The sequence below is a fragment of the Candidatus Skiveiella danica genome (assembly GCF_022705245.1).
GTDB classification, from domain to species: domain Bacteria; phylum Pseudomonadota; class Gammaproteobacteria; order Burkholderiales; family Burkholderiaceae_C; genus Skiveiella; species Skiveiella danica.
The window spans coordinates 29133-45362 of sequence record NZ_JAKJEW010000005.1; the positions used below are offsets into that span (position 1 = coordinate 29133).

The 16230-nt window shown below is 62.4% G+C and carries 14 protein-coding genes; 10 read left to right on the forward strand and 4 right to left on the reverse strand.

Annotated elements, in window-relative coordinates; translation table 11 throughout:
• The 7 genes from ACMUOY_RS04165 to ACMUOY_RS04195 form a co-directional block, all read left to right on the forward strand.
• Positions 1-318, forward strand: a 318-nt coding sequence (locus tag ACMUOY_RS04165) for a sulfite exporter TauE/SafE family protein (RefSeq protein WP_413891406.1), incomplete at its 5' end; no start/stop codon positions are given.
• A gap of 8 nt (positions 319-326) precedes the next feature.
• Positions 327-1472 (forward strand): Bug family tripartite tricarboxylate transporter substrate binding protein, encoded by a 1146-nt coding sequence (locus ACMUOY_RS04170; RefSeq protein ID WP_413891408.1) that lies wholly within the window; start codon positions 327-329, stop codon positions 1470-1472.
• A gap of 94 nt (positions 1473-1566) precedes the next feature.
• Positions 1567-2082 carry a tripartite tricarboxylate transporter TctB family protein gene (locus ACMUOY_RS04175; RefSeq protein ID WP_413891410.1) on the forward strand — a complete coding sequence of 172 codons (516 nt, stop codon included), beginning with the start codon at positions 1567-1569 and terminating at the stop codon, positions 2080-2082.
• 2 nt (positions 2083-2084) lie between these two features.
• Positions 2085-3614 carry a tripartite tricarboxylate transporter permease gene (locus tag ACMUOY_RS04180; protein WP_413891412.1) on the forward strand — a complete coding sequence of 510 codons (1530 nt, stop codon included), beginning with the start codon at positions 2085-2087 and terminating at the stop codon, positions 3612-3614.
• Positions 3592-4401 carry a fumarylacetoacetate hydrolase family protein gene (locus ACMUOY_RS04185; RefSeq protein WP_413891414.1) on the forward strand — a complete coding sequence of 270 codons (810 nt, stop codon included), beginning with the start codon at positions 3592-3594 and terminating at the stop codon, positions 4399-4401. Before ACMUOY_RS04180 ends, ACMUOY_RS04185 begins: the two co-directional genes overlap by 23 nt.
• Positions 4398-5399 (forward strand): 2-dehydropantoate 2-reductase, encoded by a 1002-nt coding sequence (locus ACMUOY_RS04190; RefSeq protein WP_413891416.1) that lies wholly within the window; start codon positions 4398-4400, stop codon positions 5397-5399. Before ACMUOY_RS04185 ends, ACMUOY_RS04190 begins: the two co-directional genes overlap by 4 nt.
• Positions 5400-5442: 43 nt before the next feature.
• On the forward strand, positions 5443-6975 hold the full coding sequence (locus tag ACMUOY_RS04195) for an acyl--CoA ligase (RefSeq protein ID WP_413891418.1): 1533 nt from the start codon (positions 5443-5445) through the stop codon (positions 6973-6975).
• A gap of 30 nt (positions 6976-7005) precedes the next feature.
• On the opposite strand, the gene ACMUOY_RS04200 is transcribed toward ACMUOY_RS04195, so the two are convergent.
• Complete coding sequence (locus ACMUOY_RS04200) at positions 7006-7974, reverse strand: Bug family tripartite tricarboxylate transporter substrate binding protein (RefSeq protein WP_413891420.1); 969 nt, start codon at positions 7972-7974, stop codon at positions 7006-7008.
• An 82-nt stretch (positions 7975-8056) separates the two neighbouring features.
• Complete coding sequence (locus ACMUOY_RS04205) at positions 8057-9292, reverse strand: pyridoxal-phosphate-dependent aminotransferase family protein (protein WP_413891422.1); 1236 nt, start codon at positions 9290-9292, stop codon at positions 8057-8059.
• 114 nt (positions 9293-9406) lie between these two features.
• On the opposite strand from ACMUOY_RS04205, the gene ACMUOY_RS04210 reads away from it, so the two are divergent.
• Both ACMUOY_RS04210 and ACMUOY_RS04215 read left to right on the forward strand, forming a co-directional pair.
• Positions 9407-10102, forward strand: a complete 696-nt coding sequence (locus ACMUOY_RS04210) for a GntR family transcriptional regulator (RefSeq protein ID WP_413891424.1) — start codon at positions 9407-9409, stop codon at positions 10100-10102.
• A 5-nt stretch (positions 10103-10107) separates the two neighbouring features.
• Complete coding sequence (locus ACMUOY_RS04215) at positions 10108-13188, forward strand: FAD-binding and (Fe-S)-binding domain-containing protein (protein ID WP_413891426.1); 3081 nt, start codon at positions 10108-10110, stop codon at positions 13186-13188.
• A 63-nt stretch (positions 13189-13251) separates the two neighbouring features.
• Here the strand turns inward: ACMUOY_RS04215 and ACMUOY_RS04220 are convergent, their stop codons facing one another.
• Positions 13252-13929, reverse strand: coding sequence for a sulfite exporter TauE/SafE family protein (locus tag ACMUOY_RS04220; RefSeq protein WP_413891428.1), 678 nt, complete (start codon positions 13927-13929; stop codon positions 13252-13254).
• Positions 13930-13937: 8 nt separating this feature from the next.
• Entirely contained in the window at positions 13938-15323 is a 1386-nt protein-coding gene (gene hemN / locus ACMUOY_RS04225; RefSeq protein ID WP_413891430.1) for an oxygen-independent coproporphyrinogen III oxidase, read from the reverse strand.
• A 183-nt stretch (positions 15324-15506) separates the two neighbouring features.
• On the opposite strand from hemN, the gene fnr reads away from it, so the two are divergent.
• Positions 15507-16229, forward strand: coding sequence for a fumarate/nitrate reduction transcriptional regulator Fnr (gene fnr, locus ACMUOY_RS04230; protein WP_413891432.1), 723 nt, complete (start codon positions 15507-15509; stop codon positions 16227-16229).
• Position 16230 lies beyond the last annotated feature (1 nt).

The following is a 16230-nucleotide window of genomic DNA, read 5'->3' on the forward strand; positions in this document are numbered from 1 at the left end:
GGCGCCTTCATCTCCGTGCCCTTCATGACCTGGTGCAACGTGAAGATCCACAACGCCGTAGGCACCTCGTCGGCGCTCGGATTCCCGATCGCGCTGGCCGGAACCCTGGGATATGTCTGGGCCGGCATCGGCATGCCGCAAATGCCGGCTGGCTCGGTCGGCTACATCTACCTGCCGGCGCTGGTAATCATCTCAATCGCGAGCATGGCGATGGCCCCATTGGGCGCGCGCACTGCGCACCGCATGGACATCCGCCCGCTCAAGAAGGTTTTTGCCACGGTCCTCTACGGCCTGGCTGGCTACTTTCTGCTGCGTTGAATTGTCGATTGCGCCGCGGTCAACTGCGGCAAACCCTAGTCAACAAAGGCATGAAATTGCCCCCCATTTATCATCGGATACTGAATAATCTGTCGGCGAAACCCATCCACCCGCTCAAACCATCTCCAGGGAGACAGACAGTGCGCCTTTTCAATCGCTTCTCACGTTCACGCAGAATTCACCTGCTGGGCCTTGCCTTCGGCCTTGCTGCGGCCGTACCGGTCCAGGCTGCCTCCTGGGAACCGACAAAGACCGTTGAGTTCATTGTCCCGGCCGGCACCGGCGGCGGTGCAGACCAGATGGCACGCCTGATCCAAGGCATCGTGACGAAGAACAAGCTCATGAAGTCGTCGATGGTGGTGGTCAACAAGGGCGGCGGCGCGGGCGCCGAAGGGTTCCTGGACATCAAGAACAGCAAAGGCGACGCCCACAAGATCGTCATCACGCTCTCCAACCTGTTCACCACGCCGCTGGCCACCGGCGTGCCGTTCAGCTGGAAAGACATGACGCCCGTGGCGATGCTGGCGCTCGACGAATTCGTGCTCTGGGTCAACGCGGAGACGCCCCACAAGAGTGCGCAGGACTATCTCGGGGCGGCCAAGGCCGCGGGAGGCAAGCTCAAGATGGGCGGCACGGGCTCCAAGCAGGAAGACCAGATCGTCACGGCGCTGGTCGAGAAATCCGCCGGAGTGAAATACATCTATGTGCCCTACAAGGGCGGGGGTGAAGTGGCTGTGCAGCTGGTCGGCAAACACGTGGACTCGACTGTCAACAACCCGATCGAGGCGGTCGCCCAATGGCGCGGCGGAAAGCTCAGGCCCCTCTGTGTCTTCGACGGCAAGCGTCTGCCGTACAAGGAGAAGATTGCCGACAAGGCCTGGGGTGATATTCCCACCTGCAAGGAAAGTGGACTGGATGTTGAGTACGTCATGTTGCGCGGTATCTTCATGCCGCCCGACGTCAAGCCGGAGCAGATCGCTTTTTACGTCGACCTGATGCAGAAAGTGCGCGCCACGCCCGAGTGGAAGAAGTTTATGGATGAAGGCGCCTTCAATCAGACCTTCATGACCGGCGCAGAGTTTGCCAAGTGGGTGGCCAATGAAGAAATCCGCCACCGCCTGCTGATGCAGGAAGCCGGATTCGTCGCCAAATAGGCGCTGCGCGCAGCCCCCCCCGGGCCGCAAGGCGCGGGAGCCCGCATTTCCCATGCCCCCCGCGACAAGTCGCGCCAACCGCCTTTGCATTGCCATGACACAACACGATCCGGATGACGGCCACGGCCGCTCACCCACCGCCGCGACCCGGCGGACATTGGAAATCATTACGGCCTTCGCTTTCATGCTGCTGGGCAGCCTGGTGATGTGGGACAGCCATCGCATCGGCGCCGGCTGGACCGAAGAGGGTCCCCAGAGCGGCTACTTTCCGTTCTACATCGGCCTGCTGATGAACATTGCCAGCCTCATCAACCTGCTGAAGGCTTTGCGCGCCAACCGGGAAATTCCATTTGTGTCGCGGGCCGAGATCCGGCTTGTCCTGGCGATCTTCGTGCCGAGCCTGGTGTACGTGGGCTTCATGCAGTGGATTGGACTGTATGTGGCCTCCGCGGTTTTCATCGCGGTCTTCATGCGCTGGCAGGGAAAATTCAGCGTGCTGAAGTCAGGACTGACAGGCGTCATCGTGTCGGTGATCCTGTTCGGGATGTTTGAAATCTGGTTCAAGGTGCCGCTGATCAAAGGGCCGATCGAGGCCGCTCTGGGATTCTGACCATGGACGAAGTACAAGCACTGTTCCAGGGGTTTGCGGTTGCGTTGTCGCCCGTCAATATCGGCCTGATGTTCGTCGGCATCCTGCTGGGCGTCTTGATCGGGGTGTTGCCGGGCTTGGGCGGGGCCAATGGCGTGGCGATCCTGCTGCCGCTGACCTTCAGCATGAACCCGACGTCCGCCATCATCATGCTGTCGTGCATCTACTGGGGTGCACTGTTCGGCGGTGCGATCACCTCGATCCTGTTCAATATCCCGGGCGAACCCTGGTCCGTGGCCACGACCTTCGATGGCTATCCGATGGCTCAGCAAGGTCAGGCCGCCCAGGCGCTGACCGCCGCATTCACCTCGTCGTTCATCGGGGCATTGGTCGCGGTGCTGATGATCACGTTTACCGCGCCGTTGGTGGCGAAGTTCGCGCTCAAGTTCGGGCCGCCCGAGTTTTTTGCCGTGCAGCTGCTGACGTTCTGCAGCTTCGTGGGCATGAACAAGGGTGCCCCCTGGAAGACGCTGGCGGCGATGTTCCTGGGCTTCACGCTGGCTGCGATCGGCATGGACAACGTGACCGGCCAGTTGCGCCTGACCTTCGGCTTCGAACCGCTGATGAAGGGCTTTGATTTCCTGATCGCGGTGATCGGTCTGTTCGGTATTGGCGAGATCCTGGTCACCATGGAAGAAGGGCTTTCCTTCAAGGGCAAGTCAGCCAAGATTGACGCCAAGGTCGTTCTGGAGACCTGGAAGAAACTGCCACGCTACTGGGCGACCTACCTGCGCAGTTCCCTGGTGGGCTGCTGGATGGGGATCACGCCCGGCGGCGCGACCCCCGCGTCGTTCATGGGCTATGGCATCGCGAAACGCTTTTCCCCCAATGGCAAGAACTTCGGCAAGGGCGAGGTCGAAGGCGTTCTGGCACCAGAGACGGCCGCCCACGCCGCTGGCACCGCGGCCCTGTTGCCCATGCTGACGCTGGGCATTCCGGGTTCGCCGACGGCCGCTGTGCTGCTGGGCGGTTTGCTGGTGTGGGGACTGCAGCCCGGTCCGCTGCTGTTTGTCGAGCAGAAGGACTTCGTCTGGGGGCTGATTGCCAGCATGTACCTGGGCAACATCGCCGGACTCATCGTGGTACTGCTCACCGTGCCCTGGTTCGCGGCCATCCTGCGCATCCCGTTTGCCATCATCGCCCCTGTGATACTGGTGATCTGCGCCGTAGGCGCTTACACGGTCCACAGCTCGATGTTCGACGTCTGGCTCATGCTGGTGTTTGGCGTCATGGGCTATGTGTTCAAGAAGCTCAACTATCCGCTGGCGCCACTGGTGCTGGCGCTGGTGCTCGGCGACATGGCTGAAAACGCCTTCCGCCAGTCGCTGCTGGGTTCGGGTGGCAGCCTCATGGTGTTCGTTTCCAACCCGCTGGTAGGCAGCATCACCGGTCTGGCCATGGTGATGCTGTTCTGGCCCTTCATTGGCCAACTGCTGGGCAAGCTGAGAAGACGACCGAAGGATATCGACGATGACGACGTGGTTGAGGTTTGATTGCGACGGCAGAGCGGGCTTTGGCACGCTGGACGGCGACTTCGTCGACGAACACGAAGGCGATCTGTTCGGTGAGCCGCTGCGGACCGGCCGGCGTTTCGCGCTGTCCGACGTCAAGATCACGCTGCCGTGTCGCCCCTCCAAGTTCCTGGCCTTGTGGAACAACGATCATGCGCAAGCAGAAAAACAGGGACTGTCAATACCCGAAGAGCCGCTGTATTTCATCAAGGCAAGCAGCAGTTACCTGGCCCATGGCCAGACCATCGAAACCCCGCCCGGTTACGACGGTCGGGTCGTCTACGAGGGCGAACTCGGCCTGGTGATAGGAAAGGTCGGCCGCAACCTGAATCTTGAAGAAGCGGAGCAGGCGATCTTTGGTGTGACCTGCGTCAACGACGTCACGGCGATCGAACTTCTGAACAAGGACCCCAGCTTTGCCCAATGGACGCGTGCCAAAGGCTTCGACACCTTCGGCGCCTTTGGTCCGGCCATTGTCACCGGACTCGACGTCCGGACACTTCGGGTCCGCACACTGGTGAACGGCCGCGAGCGTCAGAATTTTCCCTGCAGTGGCATGATCTTTTCGCCGGCGCAAATCGTCAGCGCCATCTCCCGCTGCATGACCCTGATGCCCGGCGACCTGATCGCCTGCGGCACGTCTTCGGGTGTGCTGCCCATGAAGCCAGGAACCGTCGTCGAGGTGATCATCGATGGCGTCGGCACCCTGCGCAATACTTATGGGCCCGCCCCATCATCACCAGACCCATCAACGGAAGCCCCATCATGAGAATTTGTGTCGTAGGCGCCGGTGCCATCGGCGGCATGCTCGGCGTGAAGCTGGCGCTCAGCGGTCATGACGTCACGCTCATCCTCAGGGGTGCCAACCTTGAGGCCGTTCGGCAAAATGGCATGAAGCTGATCGAGGAAGATGGCAAGGAACTGCTGGCTCGACCCGCCCGCGTGACCTCGGTCATTGCTGAGGCCGGGGTGCAGGATGTCGTCATCCTCGGCATGAAAGCCCATCAGGTGGCCGCGATCGCCGCCGAGTTGCCCGCGATCATGCATGAAAAGACCCGGGTGGTCACCATGCAGAACGGCATTCCCTGGTGGTATTTCCACAAGCTGCCGGGAGCCTGGGAGGGCACGCCCATCAGGGCCGTTGATCCCGATGGGGTGATTGCGCAGTCCATCGCCGTCGATCGCGTCATCGGCAGTGTGGTCTACCCGGCCAGCGAAGTCATCCAACCCGGCATCATCAAGGTCATCGAGGGCAATCGTTTTACGCTGGGCGAACTCAACGGCGGCGACACGCCATCCATACGAGAAATTGCCGATGCCTTCAAGACCGCGGGTTTCAAGGCACCGATTTCTCGCGACATCCGCTCCGAAATCTGGCTCAAAGTCTGGGGCAACCTGAGCTTCAATCCCATCAGCGCCCTGACCCACGCGACGCTGGAAGACATCTGCCTGTATGCCCCGACCCGGGAGCTGGCCGCCGCGATGATGCGGGAGGCCCAGACGATCGGCGAGGCACTCGGCGTGCAGTTCAAGGTCAGCCTGGAAAAGCGGATTGCGGGTGCGCAGGCCGTCGGTCAGCACAAGACCTCCATGCTGCAGGACGTCGAACAAGGCCGACCGCTGGAACTGCAGGCGCTCGTCGCTTCGGTCATGGAACTCGGACGCATCACCCAGAAGCCGACACCCACCATCGATGCCGTGTACGCGCTGACCAGTTTGCTGGCCAATACGCTTCAGCAACACAAGGCAACGCTACGCCTGGCTTGAATCACAATTCAATACCCCCTTTCTGAACTTCGAACGACCCATCATGACCGCCTTCACCACACTTTCCGAGATGATTGCCCGCCAGCGCTCTGACGCCATCGCAATCACCGCCCCCTCTGCCAAGCCCCTGAGCTACGGCGCATTGAATGCCCTCGTGGGCCGTACCGTTCAGACGCTGAACGGGCTGGGTATTGGCCGCGGGGACCGCGTTGGCCTGGTCTTGCCCAATTGCCCGGAAATGGCCACCGCCTTCGTGGCCGTGGCCGGCGCGTGCACATGCGCTCCGCTCAACATGGCCTACCGGGCTGATGAGTTCGAGTTCTACTTGAGCGATCTGAACGCCAAAGCCTTGATCGTGGCGCAGGGCAGCGAGACGCCGGCCCGTGCCGTGGCCGCCAAACTGGGCATCGCGGTGATCGAGCTGCTGGCTCATCCCGAACGAGGCGCGGGTGATTTTGAGCTTGTTGCAAAGGCTGGTGCACCCGCATCGCCTGCAGAGCAAGGCGGGCCCGCGACGACCGACGACGTGGCGCTGATCCTGCACACCTCTGGCACCACGTCGCGACCCAAGATCGTGCCTCTGTCGCACCGCAACGTGTGCGCTTCAGCGCGCAACATCAGCCAGACGCTGCAACTCACGGAGTCCGACATTGAGTTGCACATCATGCCGCTGTTCCACATCCACGGGCTGATTGCTGGGGTGCTGGCACCGATGGCCGTTGGCAGCCAGATCTTCGTGACACCCGGCTTCAATGCGCTCAAGTTTTTTGGCTGGATGAAGGAGTGCAAACCGAGCTGGTACACCGCCGTGCCGACCATGCACCAGACCATTCTTTCGCGCGCGGGCGGCAACGCCGACGTGATCCGCGACAACCCCTTGCGCTTCATCCGCTCGTCGTCATCGTCCATGCCGCCGCAGGTCATTGCCGAGCTTGAGCAGGTGTTCAAGGCCCCGCTGATCGAGTCCTATGGGATGACCGAAGCCGCACATCAGATGGCCAGCAACCCGCTACCGCCGGCCAAACGCATCCCCGGCTCGGTCGGTCTTGCCGCCGGACCCGAGGTGGCCATCATGGACAACGCCGGCAACCTGTTGCCGCCCGACACCATCGGTGAAATCGTGATTCGCGGCGAGAACGTCACCGCCGGCTACGAAAACAATCCCAAGGCCAACGCCGAAGCCTACACCCATGGCTGGTTCCGCACCGGCGATCAAGGCACACTGACGCCTGATGGCTACCTGACGCTGACCGGTCGCCTCAAGGAAATCATCAACCGGGGCGGTGAGAAAATTTCGCCGCGCGAAGTCGATGAAGTGCTGATGGACCATCCGGCGGTGGCCCAGGTCGTGACCTTTGCGATGCCGCACGCCAAGCTCGGCGAAGACGTTGCCGCCGCCGTGGTGCTGCGCGAGGGCATGACGCTGACCGAGCGCGAGCTGCGCGACTTCGCGGCGACGAAACTGGCCGACTTCAAGGTGCCGCGCAAGATCCTGTTCCTGGCCGAGATCCCCAAGGGCGCGACCGGCAAGCTCCAGCGCATTGGCCTGGCCGAGAAACTCGGCCTGACCGGCTGAACGCGGCCAGTTGCCGCCCGGCCCGGTGGGTCAGGCGTCCACCTTGACGTTGGCCGCCTTGGCGACCTGCGCCCACTTCTGCTGTTCGTCCTTGATGAAGCTGGCGAACTTCTCGATGGAGCCGCCGCCATCCTCGGCGCCGTACTGCTCCATCTTTTCCTGCACGTCGGGCATCGCCAGCACCTTGTTGACGTCTTCGTTCATGCGCTGGGCCATGGCGGGCGGCATCTTGCCGGGACCCATCAGGCCATACCACACCGTGGCCTCAAAACCGGGAAAGCCCGATTCGGCCATCGTCGGAACATTGGGATAGCTCTTCGCACGTTTGAGCCGCGTCTGCGCCAGCGCCACCACCTTACCACTCTTGACGAAGGGCGTGGCCGAGGTCATGGTCTCGAAACAGTAATTGACCTGGCCGCCGATCAGGTCGGTCAGCGCGGGCGCTGACCCCCGGTAGGGCACATGCAGCGCAAAGATCTGGGCCCGCAGCTTGAACATTTCCAGCGCGAAGTGCTGGGCAGAGCCTCCCCCGGCCGAGGCAAAGCTGATCTTGCCAGGATTGGCCTTGCACAGCGCCACCAGGTCCTTCACCGTCTTCGCCGGCTGGTCCGGATTGCAGATCAGAAGCATGGGCGTGACCCCCACCATGCTGATCGGCACGAAGTCTTTCTCGGCGTTGTAGTTCAGCTTGAGACCCATCGCCGGCGCGAGCGCGTGGCTGTTGATATGGGCCATGAGCAAGGTATTGCCATCGCCGGGTTGCTTGCTGACGAAGTCCGCTGCGATCACGCCGGCGGCACCGGCCTTGTTCTCGATCACCACCGACAGGTTCCACATGGTGGCGAGCTTCTGGCCCACCACCCGCGCCAGCGCATCCGTGCCGCCGCCCGGCGGAAAGCCCACAACGATGCGCACCGGCCCGCTGGGCAAGGTCTGGGCGTGAAGCATCGGCGCGGCCAGGGTGGCGGCGGCTGCGGTCACAAATGTTCTTCTTTGCATGGTTTGTCTCCTTTTATGAATGAAATTGGCATGAGCCCAGCGTGAAATGGTCGTTGATTGCTATGAATATGTGACTTTCTGATCACTGGGCCAGCTGTGATGGCGCAGCCATGGGCTGCCCTGCAAAGTACTCCATCGCGGCCAGCACGCCCGAACCTGACAGTCTGACACCCGAAAGCTTGAGACCCATCTCGCAACCGCTCAATGCCGCCATCAGCGTGAGGTCGTTGCAGTCGCCCAGGTGCCCGATGCGGAACATCCGGCCCTTCACCTTTCCCAGACCCGTGCCGAGCGAGCAGTCGAAGCGTTCGTAGATGAGCTTGCGCACGGCATCGGCGTCCACGCCTTCGGGCATGATCACGCCGGTCAGCACCGGGGAATAGACCGCCGGGTCGGCGCACTGGATCTCCAGCCCCCAGGCGCGCACGGCGGCGCGAACGCCCTCGCCCCAGCGCTGATGACGCGCGAATACCGCGTCCAGCCCCTGGCCAAGCAGCATGTCGCAGGCTTCCGACAGCCCGTACAGCAGGTTGGTGTTGGGCGTGTAGGGCCAGTAACCGCCCTGGTTCATCTCGATGATCTCGTCCCAGGCCCAGAAGGCTTTGGGCAGCTTCGCCGTCTTACTGGCGGCGATGGCCTTGGGCGACAAGGCGTTGAAGCTCATGCCGGGCGGCAGCATCAGCCCCTTCTGCGAGCCGCTGACCGCCACGTCCACGCCCCATTCATCGTGGCGGTAGTCGGCCGAGGCCAGGCCGGAGATGGTGTCGACCATCAGCAGCGCGGGGTGCTTCGCAGCGTCGATGACGCGACGCACGGCGGCGATATCGCTGGTCACGCCGGTCGAGGTTTCGTTGTGCACCACGCACACGGCCTTGATCTGGTGCTGGGTGTCGGCTGTCAGGCGCTGCTCGATCAAATCCGCCTGCACGCCGCGCCGCCAGCTGGCCGGCACGGCATGTTCGCTACCTGGCAAGGCGAGAAATTCGGTCTGAACCCCCAGCCGCGAGGCCATCTTGTGCCACAGCGACGCGAAATGCCCGGTCTCGTACATCACCACCCGGTCGCCGGGGCTCAGGACGTTGGTCAGCGCCGCCTCCCACGCTCCGGTGCCGGAGGCCGGGTAGATCGCCACAGGATGGCGCGTCTGGAAGATCTTCTGGATGTCCGCCAGCACCTTGCGGCCCAACGCCCCGAACTCGGGACCGCGGTGGTCGATGGTGGGCAGGCTCATGGCGCGCAGGATGCGGTCGGGCACGGGCGACGGGCCGGGAATCTGCAGAAAGTGGCGTCCGGTCGGGTGAAAGTCCAGGGTCAACATGCAATCAGTCTCCATTGATTTACGGGCATTTTTTGCATACAAAATTCATTTGTCAACCGAAAATACCATTATTTTCGATTTGACAGCGGTATTTTTTGCATACAAAATTCCAGTATGACTGCAGAAATCATCTCCATCCCACGTGCCGCGCTGCACGAACAAGTGGCAAGCCGACTGCGCCAGATGCTGGTCGAAAACCGGCTCGCGCCGGGCGCCAAGCTCAATGAGCGCGAATTGTGCGAGGTGCTGAACGTGTCGCGCACCCCTTTGCGCGAGGCGATCAAGATGCTCGCCGCCGAAGGACTGGTGGAACTGCTGCCCAACCGGGGGGCCATCGCCCTGCAACTGACCGAGGCGGATGTCCTGAACACCTTCGAGGTGATGGCCGGACTTGAAGGCCAGTCGGGCGAACTGGCGGCCACGCGCATCACCGATGCCGAACTCGCCGAAATCCGCGCCATGCATTTCGAAATGATGGCCGCCTACACCCGGCGCGATCTGCCAGGCTACTACCGCCTGAACGCGGCCATCCACAACGCCATCAACACCGCCGCCAGGAACCCGGTGTTGAGCGTGACCTACCGCCAGGTCAACGCACGCCTTCAGGCGCTGCGATTCAGGTCAAACCAGGACGAGGAAAAATGGGGCCGCGCGGTGCGCGAACACGAAATGATGATTGAGGCTTTGACCGCCCACGACCCCTTGGCGATGCGCGCGGTGCTGGTCGCCCACCTGAATCACAAGCGCGACGTCGTGGTGGAGCAGTTGCGTGCTGCCACTGCGGCAGCCGCCGCACTCGTGAAGGCCTGATTCCCGTGAACGCTCCTTTGCCCCGCAACGTCACCCAGACGTCCAGCGCCGGAATCTACGAACAGACCGCCCGCGCCAGCAATGAAGTCGCTGGCGACCTCGCCCTGCGCCTGTCCACCCAAACCCAGGGTGAGGTGCTCTTCAGCCCCGCCGACCTCGGGCGTTACGCCACCGATGCCTCGATCTACCAGGTCATGCCCGTGGGCGTCTTTGTGCCGCGCAACAGTACCGACATGGCGCTGGCGCTGGACATCTGCCGCGACCTCGGCGCGCCCATCGTGCCCAGGGGCGGCGGGACCAGCCAGTGCGGCCAGACAGTGGGTGCCGGCCTGGTGATCGACTGCAGCAAGCATGTGCGCAACCTCCTGACCGTGGACGTTGCCAATCGCACCGTCGAAGTGGAACCCGGCATTGTTCTGGACCACCTGAACGCGGCACTGAAACCCCACGGCCTGTGGTACCCGGTGGACGTGTCCACCAGCGCGCAGGCGACGCTGGGCGGAATGGCCGGCAACAACTCCTGCGGCAGCCGCTCGATCGCCTACGGCAACATGGTGCACAACGTGCTGGGCGCCAAGGCCTGGACGGCGGATGGCACCCTGATTGACCTCGGAGCCTACGCCCAGGCCACAGGCCGCAGCCGCGAAATCGGCGAGTACGTACGCACCCTGGCCGACACCTTGCGCCCTGACATCGACGCCCGCTGGCCCAAGGTGTTGCGCCGGGTGGGCGGCTACAACCTGGACATCTTCCACAACCAGAACGAGCGGCCCTACACAAACGACGGCGCCGTCAACCTCGCCCACCTGCTGATCGGCAGCGAAGGCACGCTGGCGCTCACGAAATCCCTGACGCTTCGCCTGAGCGAGCTGCCGCGCGCCAAGGTGCTCGGCGTGGTGAACTTCCCGACCTTCTACAAGGCCATGGATTCGGCCCAGCACATCGTGAAACTGGGCGCCGATGGCACCTTGAGCGCGGTGGAACTGGTGGACCGTACGATGATCGAACTGGCGCTGCGGAACCCTGCCTTTGCGCCCACGGTGCGCACCGCCCTGTCTCCGAAGATCAACCAGGGCAAGCCCGACGCCATTCTGCTGGTGGAGTTCTCGGGGGCCTCCAAGGCCGACATCACGCCGAAAATCCGGCAACTGGTCGAACTCATGGGTGACCTCGGCCTGCCCGGCAGCGTGGTGGAAATGATCGACGACGCGCCACAGAAGAACCTGTGGGAGGTGCGAAAGGCCGGACTCAACATCATGATGAGCCTCAAGGGCGATGGCAAGCCGGTCAGCTTCATTGAAGACTGCGCCGTGCCGCTGGAACACTTGGCCGAATACACCGACGGCCTGACCCAGGTGTTCCGCAAGCATGGCAGCAAGGGCACCTGGTACGCACACGCCTCGGTGGGCACACTGCATGTCCGCCCGATCCTGGACATGCGACGCGAAGGCGCCGTGAAAATGCGTGCCATCGCCGAAGAGGCATCTGCGCTGGTGCGCAAGTTCAAGGGCGCCTACAGCGGCGAACACGGCGACGGCCTGTGCCGGGGCGAATGGATCGAATGGCAGTTCGGGCCGAAGATCACGCAGGCGTTCAGCCAGATCAAGCAGTTCATGGACCCGGAGAACCTGCTGAGTCCACAGCGCATCGTCAACCCGCCGAAAATGGACGACACGGGGCTGATGCGCTTCCCGCCCAGCTACAAGATCATCCCGCTGCAACCGGTGCTCGACTGGAGCGCCTGGAACGTGCAGAACAATCCGGCCACCGAAGCCATCAGCGCGCCCGGCAGTGGCGGCGATCCGGCGCAGGGGTTCGCCAAGGCCGTGGAGATGTGCAACAACAACGGCCACTGCCGCAAGTTCGACGCAGGGACCATGTGTCCGAGCTACCGCGTCACGCGGGACGAACAGCACCTCACACGCGGGCGAGCCAACACCCTGCGCCTGGCTCTGTCAGGCCAGCTAGGGCCCGAGGGCCTGATCGGCGAGGCGGTCAAGGAGGCGATGGAGCTTTGCGTGAGCTGCAAAGGCTGCAAACGCGACTGCCCGACCGGTGTGGACATGGCCAGGATGAAGGTCGAGTTCCTGCATCATTACAAACAAAAGCACGGTCACACGCTGAAAGACAAACTGGTGGCCAGGCTGCCGGACTATGCGCATTGGGCAAGCCGGCTTGCCCCATTGTTGAACCTGCGCAATCGCCTGCCCGTGCTGGCGCGCCTGGGAGAACAGTGGCTGGGGTTTTCGGCCCGGCGCAGCCTGCCGGAGTGGAAAACCCGGACTTTCTTCAACACGCGGCACGATACGGTCACGCGCACCGAAGTGCTGGCAGCGGCCAAACCGGTTGTGTTGTTCGTGGACACCTTCAATGGAATTTTCGAGGACGACAACGCCAGCGCGGCGATTCGCGTGCTGAACGCGGGAGGCTACGCGGTGCATGTCGCGACCAAAACCGTGGCGGATGGAAAGCATCTGTGTTGTGGCCGCACCTATTTGTCCAGCGGCATGGTGGACGAAGCACGTGCCAAAGCGCGGGAATTGATCGACTGCCTGTTGCCTTTTGCCGCCCAGGGCATCGCCATCGTTGGGCTGGAGCCCTCGTGCCTGCTGACCCTGCGCGACGAGGCGCTGACCCTGGGCCTCGGCGAGGCGGCCCACACGGTCAGTCGCCAGGCGCTGCTCCTGGAAGAGTTCCTGGCCCGCGAAGCGTCCGCCGGCAAGCTCGAAGATCTCAAGTCGCGCCTGCGGCCCGCCACACAGCCGATCCTTCTGCACGGCCACTGCCATCAAAAAGCCTTTGACGCCGTGCGTCCGATCCTGGATGTCATCAGACTGATTCCGGGCGCGATGCCCGAGTTGATCGAGAGCAGTTGCTGTGGCATGGCGGGAACCTTCGGCTATGAAGCCCGCCACATCGAGGTGTCGATGCAGATGGCTGAACTCAGTCTGCTGCCTGCCGTGCGAAATCAGCCCGATGCCTTGATCGTGGCCGATGGTACGAGCTGCCGGCATCAGATCCGCGACGGTGCGCAGCGCGAGGCTGTGCACGTGGCGCGCCTGCTGGCCGATCATCTGGGCCGCTGAACGCTACAGAATCATCTTGCGGTGGGTCGTCAAAGGCGCGGTGCAGGACAACGGAAGCGACGTTCAGGGCGTAACGCACCATGGCGCTGTATCGTGCGCCAGGCCCATCCAGAGCGCCCATGCGGACGTGGCCGCCAGTGCCAAGCCCGCCAGGCGCATGCCCCAGGCGCCATTGCCCCGGTTGCCGAACCGCAGCAACACCCAAGGGCCGACCAAAAGAGAAACGCTGCTCCCCAGCGCAAACAATGCCATGGCCAACGCCCCGTCCAAGGCGCTGCCACTGAGCGCCGCGACCAGCAAGGCTGAATACAACAGTCCGCAGGGCATGAATGCCCACATCGCGCCAATGGCCAGCGGTGCCCCTTGGCCCCAGGCCGCATGCAGCCCGCGAATGCGCAACCAGACGCGCCGGGCGGCATCCTCCAGCCACACCGGCTGGCGTGCCAGTAGAAAAAGGGCCAGACCAAGAATCATTACGGCCACATGGAACAGTGTCCAGACCGGTCGCATCGTGGCCGTCTGTGTCGTGAGCCAGCCCAACCCCTGCATCGAGGCCGCCGCCAGCGCCCCCAGCAGAGCGTAGCCGACGATCCGGCCGAGCTGAAACGTCCAGATTGCCTGAGAACCTCGCTCGCCCGCGGCCTTGCCAATGCCGGCACAGGCAGCCCCGCACATCGCGATGCAGTGTGGTCCACCTGCCAGCCCCATCAGCAGCGCCGTTGCGGCCATCGAGGTCTGCATGGTGGCGCTCAGATGATCTTGGAAAACGTCGCTCGTGTGCGGTCGGTCTGCAGATAGCGGTCGAAGACCATGGCGATGGCCCGCACAAAGAACCAGCCATCGGCGGTCACCTGAATGCCGGTGTCGCTCAACTCCACCAGACCCTGCTTCGCGAGATCGGCCAGCGCGTTCATTTCCGCGGCGAAATACGACTTGAAATCGATCAGGTAGGCCAGCTCAACCGCCTCGAATTGAACCTGGCCCTGACACATCACGGCCATGATCACCGCCCTGCGTGCCAGGTCGTCCCGGGACACCGCCAGCCCGCGCACCACCGGAAGGCGGCCTTGATCGAGCAGGTCGTAATAATCCGCCAAAGTCTTGGCATTCTGGCTGTACGTTGCGCCAACCCGGCCGATAGAAGACACACCGAGAGCAATCAGATCGCAATCGGGCTGCGTACTGTAGCCCTGGAAGTTCCGGTGTAGCCGGCCCTGCCGCTTGGCCACAGCCAGTGCGTCATCTGGCAACGCGAAATGGTCCATGCCCACGTAGACGTAGCCGGCGTCAAGAAAGGCCGAGAGCGACCGCGACAGCATCGACACTTTGGAGGCGCCGTTGGGCAATTCGGCAGTGATGATGCGCCGTTGTGGTTTGAAGCGCTCCGGCAGGTGGGCATAGGCATAGAGGGCAATACGATCTGGCTTGAGTTCCACGACCTGAGCCAGTGTGCGGTCGAAGGACTCAGGGGTCTGCATGGGCAGTCCGTAGATCAGGTCCACATTGACCGACTCGAATCCGAGACTGCGCGCTGTCGCCATCAGCGCAAAAACCTGCTCAGCGGGCTGGATCCGATGCACGGCCTTTTGCACTGCAGGGTCAAAATCCTGCACCCCGAAACTCAATCGATTGAATCCCAGCTCAGCCAGATTGGCCAGGCGGGTCGCATCCACGGTGCGGGGGTCGATTTCAATCGAATACTCACCGCCGGGCGTAAACGTGAAGCTGCGTCGAAGCATGGCCATCAGTTCACGCAACTCCGCATCATTGAGAAAAGTGGGACTTCCGCCGCCCAGATGCAGTTGGGAAACGACCTGCCCCTTGCCTACATGGGCCACATGCAGATCGATCTCGCGGCTGAGATAGCGCAGATATTCCTCTGCGCGGCTATGGTGCTTGGTGATGATCTTGTTGCAGGCGCAGTAGTAGCACAGCGACTCACAGAACGGAATGTGCACATAAAGGGACAGCGGCATCGCCATGGCCTTGGCCATCCCGGTTCGGCGCTGCTCGAGCGCTTGTATGTAATCGTCTGCGCCAAAGGCCTCGACGAACCGGTCCGCCGTCGGGTAGGACGTGTAGCGCGGGCCGGGAATGTCAAAACGTTGCAGTAAATCGGGGGAAACGGCGCTCATCGGGCATCCTTAAGGTTTTCGTACTATGCAGACGTTCGAAATTCACCATCTTGATGTATATCAATCTAAAATGACGTTCATTCACGAAATTGAGCTATGTCAGAATAAGCGCTGTTCGACTGCCGGCAAACCTTGTAAGACCGCATGAGCGGTTGCCTCACCCATCGACCCTAGATCGCAAGCATGAACGTCCAATCCATCAAAGTCGCATGTGCCAGCTGCAATCTGCGGGAACTGTGCATGCCCATGGGGCTGAACGCGCAGGAACTGGACCGGATCGAGGAAGTTGTTGCCGTGCGCCGCAAGATCAAGCGTGGCACCGCGCTTTTCAGCAACGGCGAGAAGTTCACCTCCCTGTACGCCATCCGCACAGGCTTCTTCAAGACCTGCATTGCTACCGAGGATGGCAGGGACCAAGTGACCGGCTTCCAGATGGCCGGCGAGGTGATCGGGCTCGACGGCATCGTCAATGATCACCACACCTGCGACGCGGTGGCGCTGGAAGACGCCGAAGTCTGCGTCATGCCTTTTGACCGCATCGAAGAGATCTCGCGGGAAGTCAACGCCTTGCAGCACCATGTGCACAAAATCATGAGCCGCGAAATCGTCCGGGAGCACGGCGTCATGCTGCTTCTGGGCAGCATGCGCGCGGAAGAGCGACTGGCGGCCTTCCTGCTCAATCTGGTGCAACGGCTGCATGCCCGCGGCTTCTCGCAATCGGAGTTGATTCTGCGCATGACGCGTGAGGAAATCGGCAGCTACCTCGGCCTGAAACTCGAAACGGTCAGCAGGACATTCTCGAAGTTCGTCGAAGACGGTATCGTCGAGGTGAAGCAGCGCCATGTGCACATTCTGGACACCGAGGCGCTGAAGCGCATCGTCAACAACCAGCAGCCCTGCCAGTAGG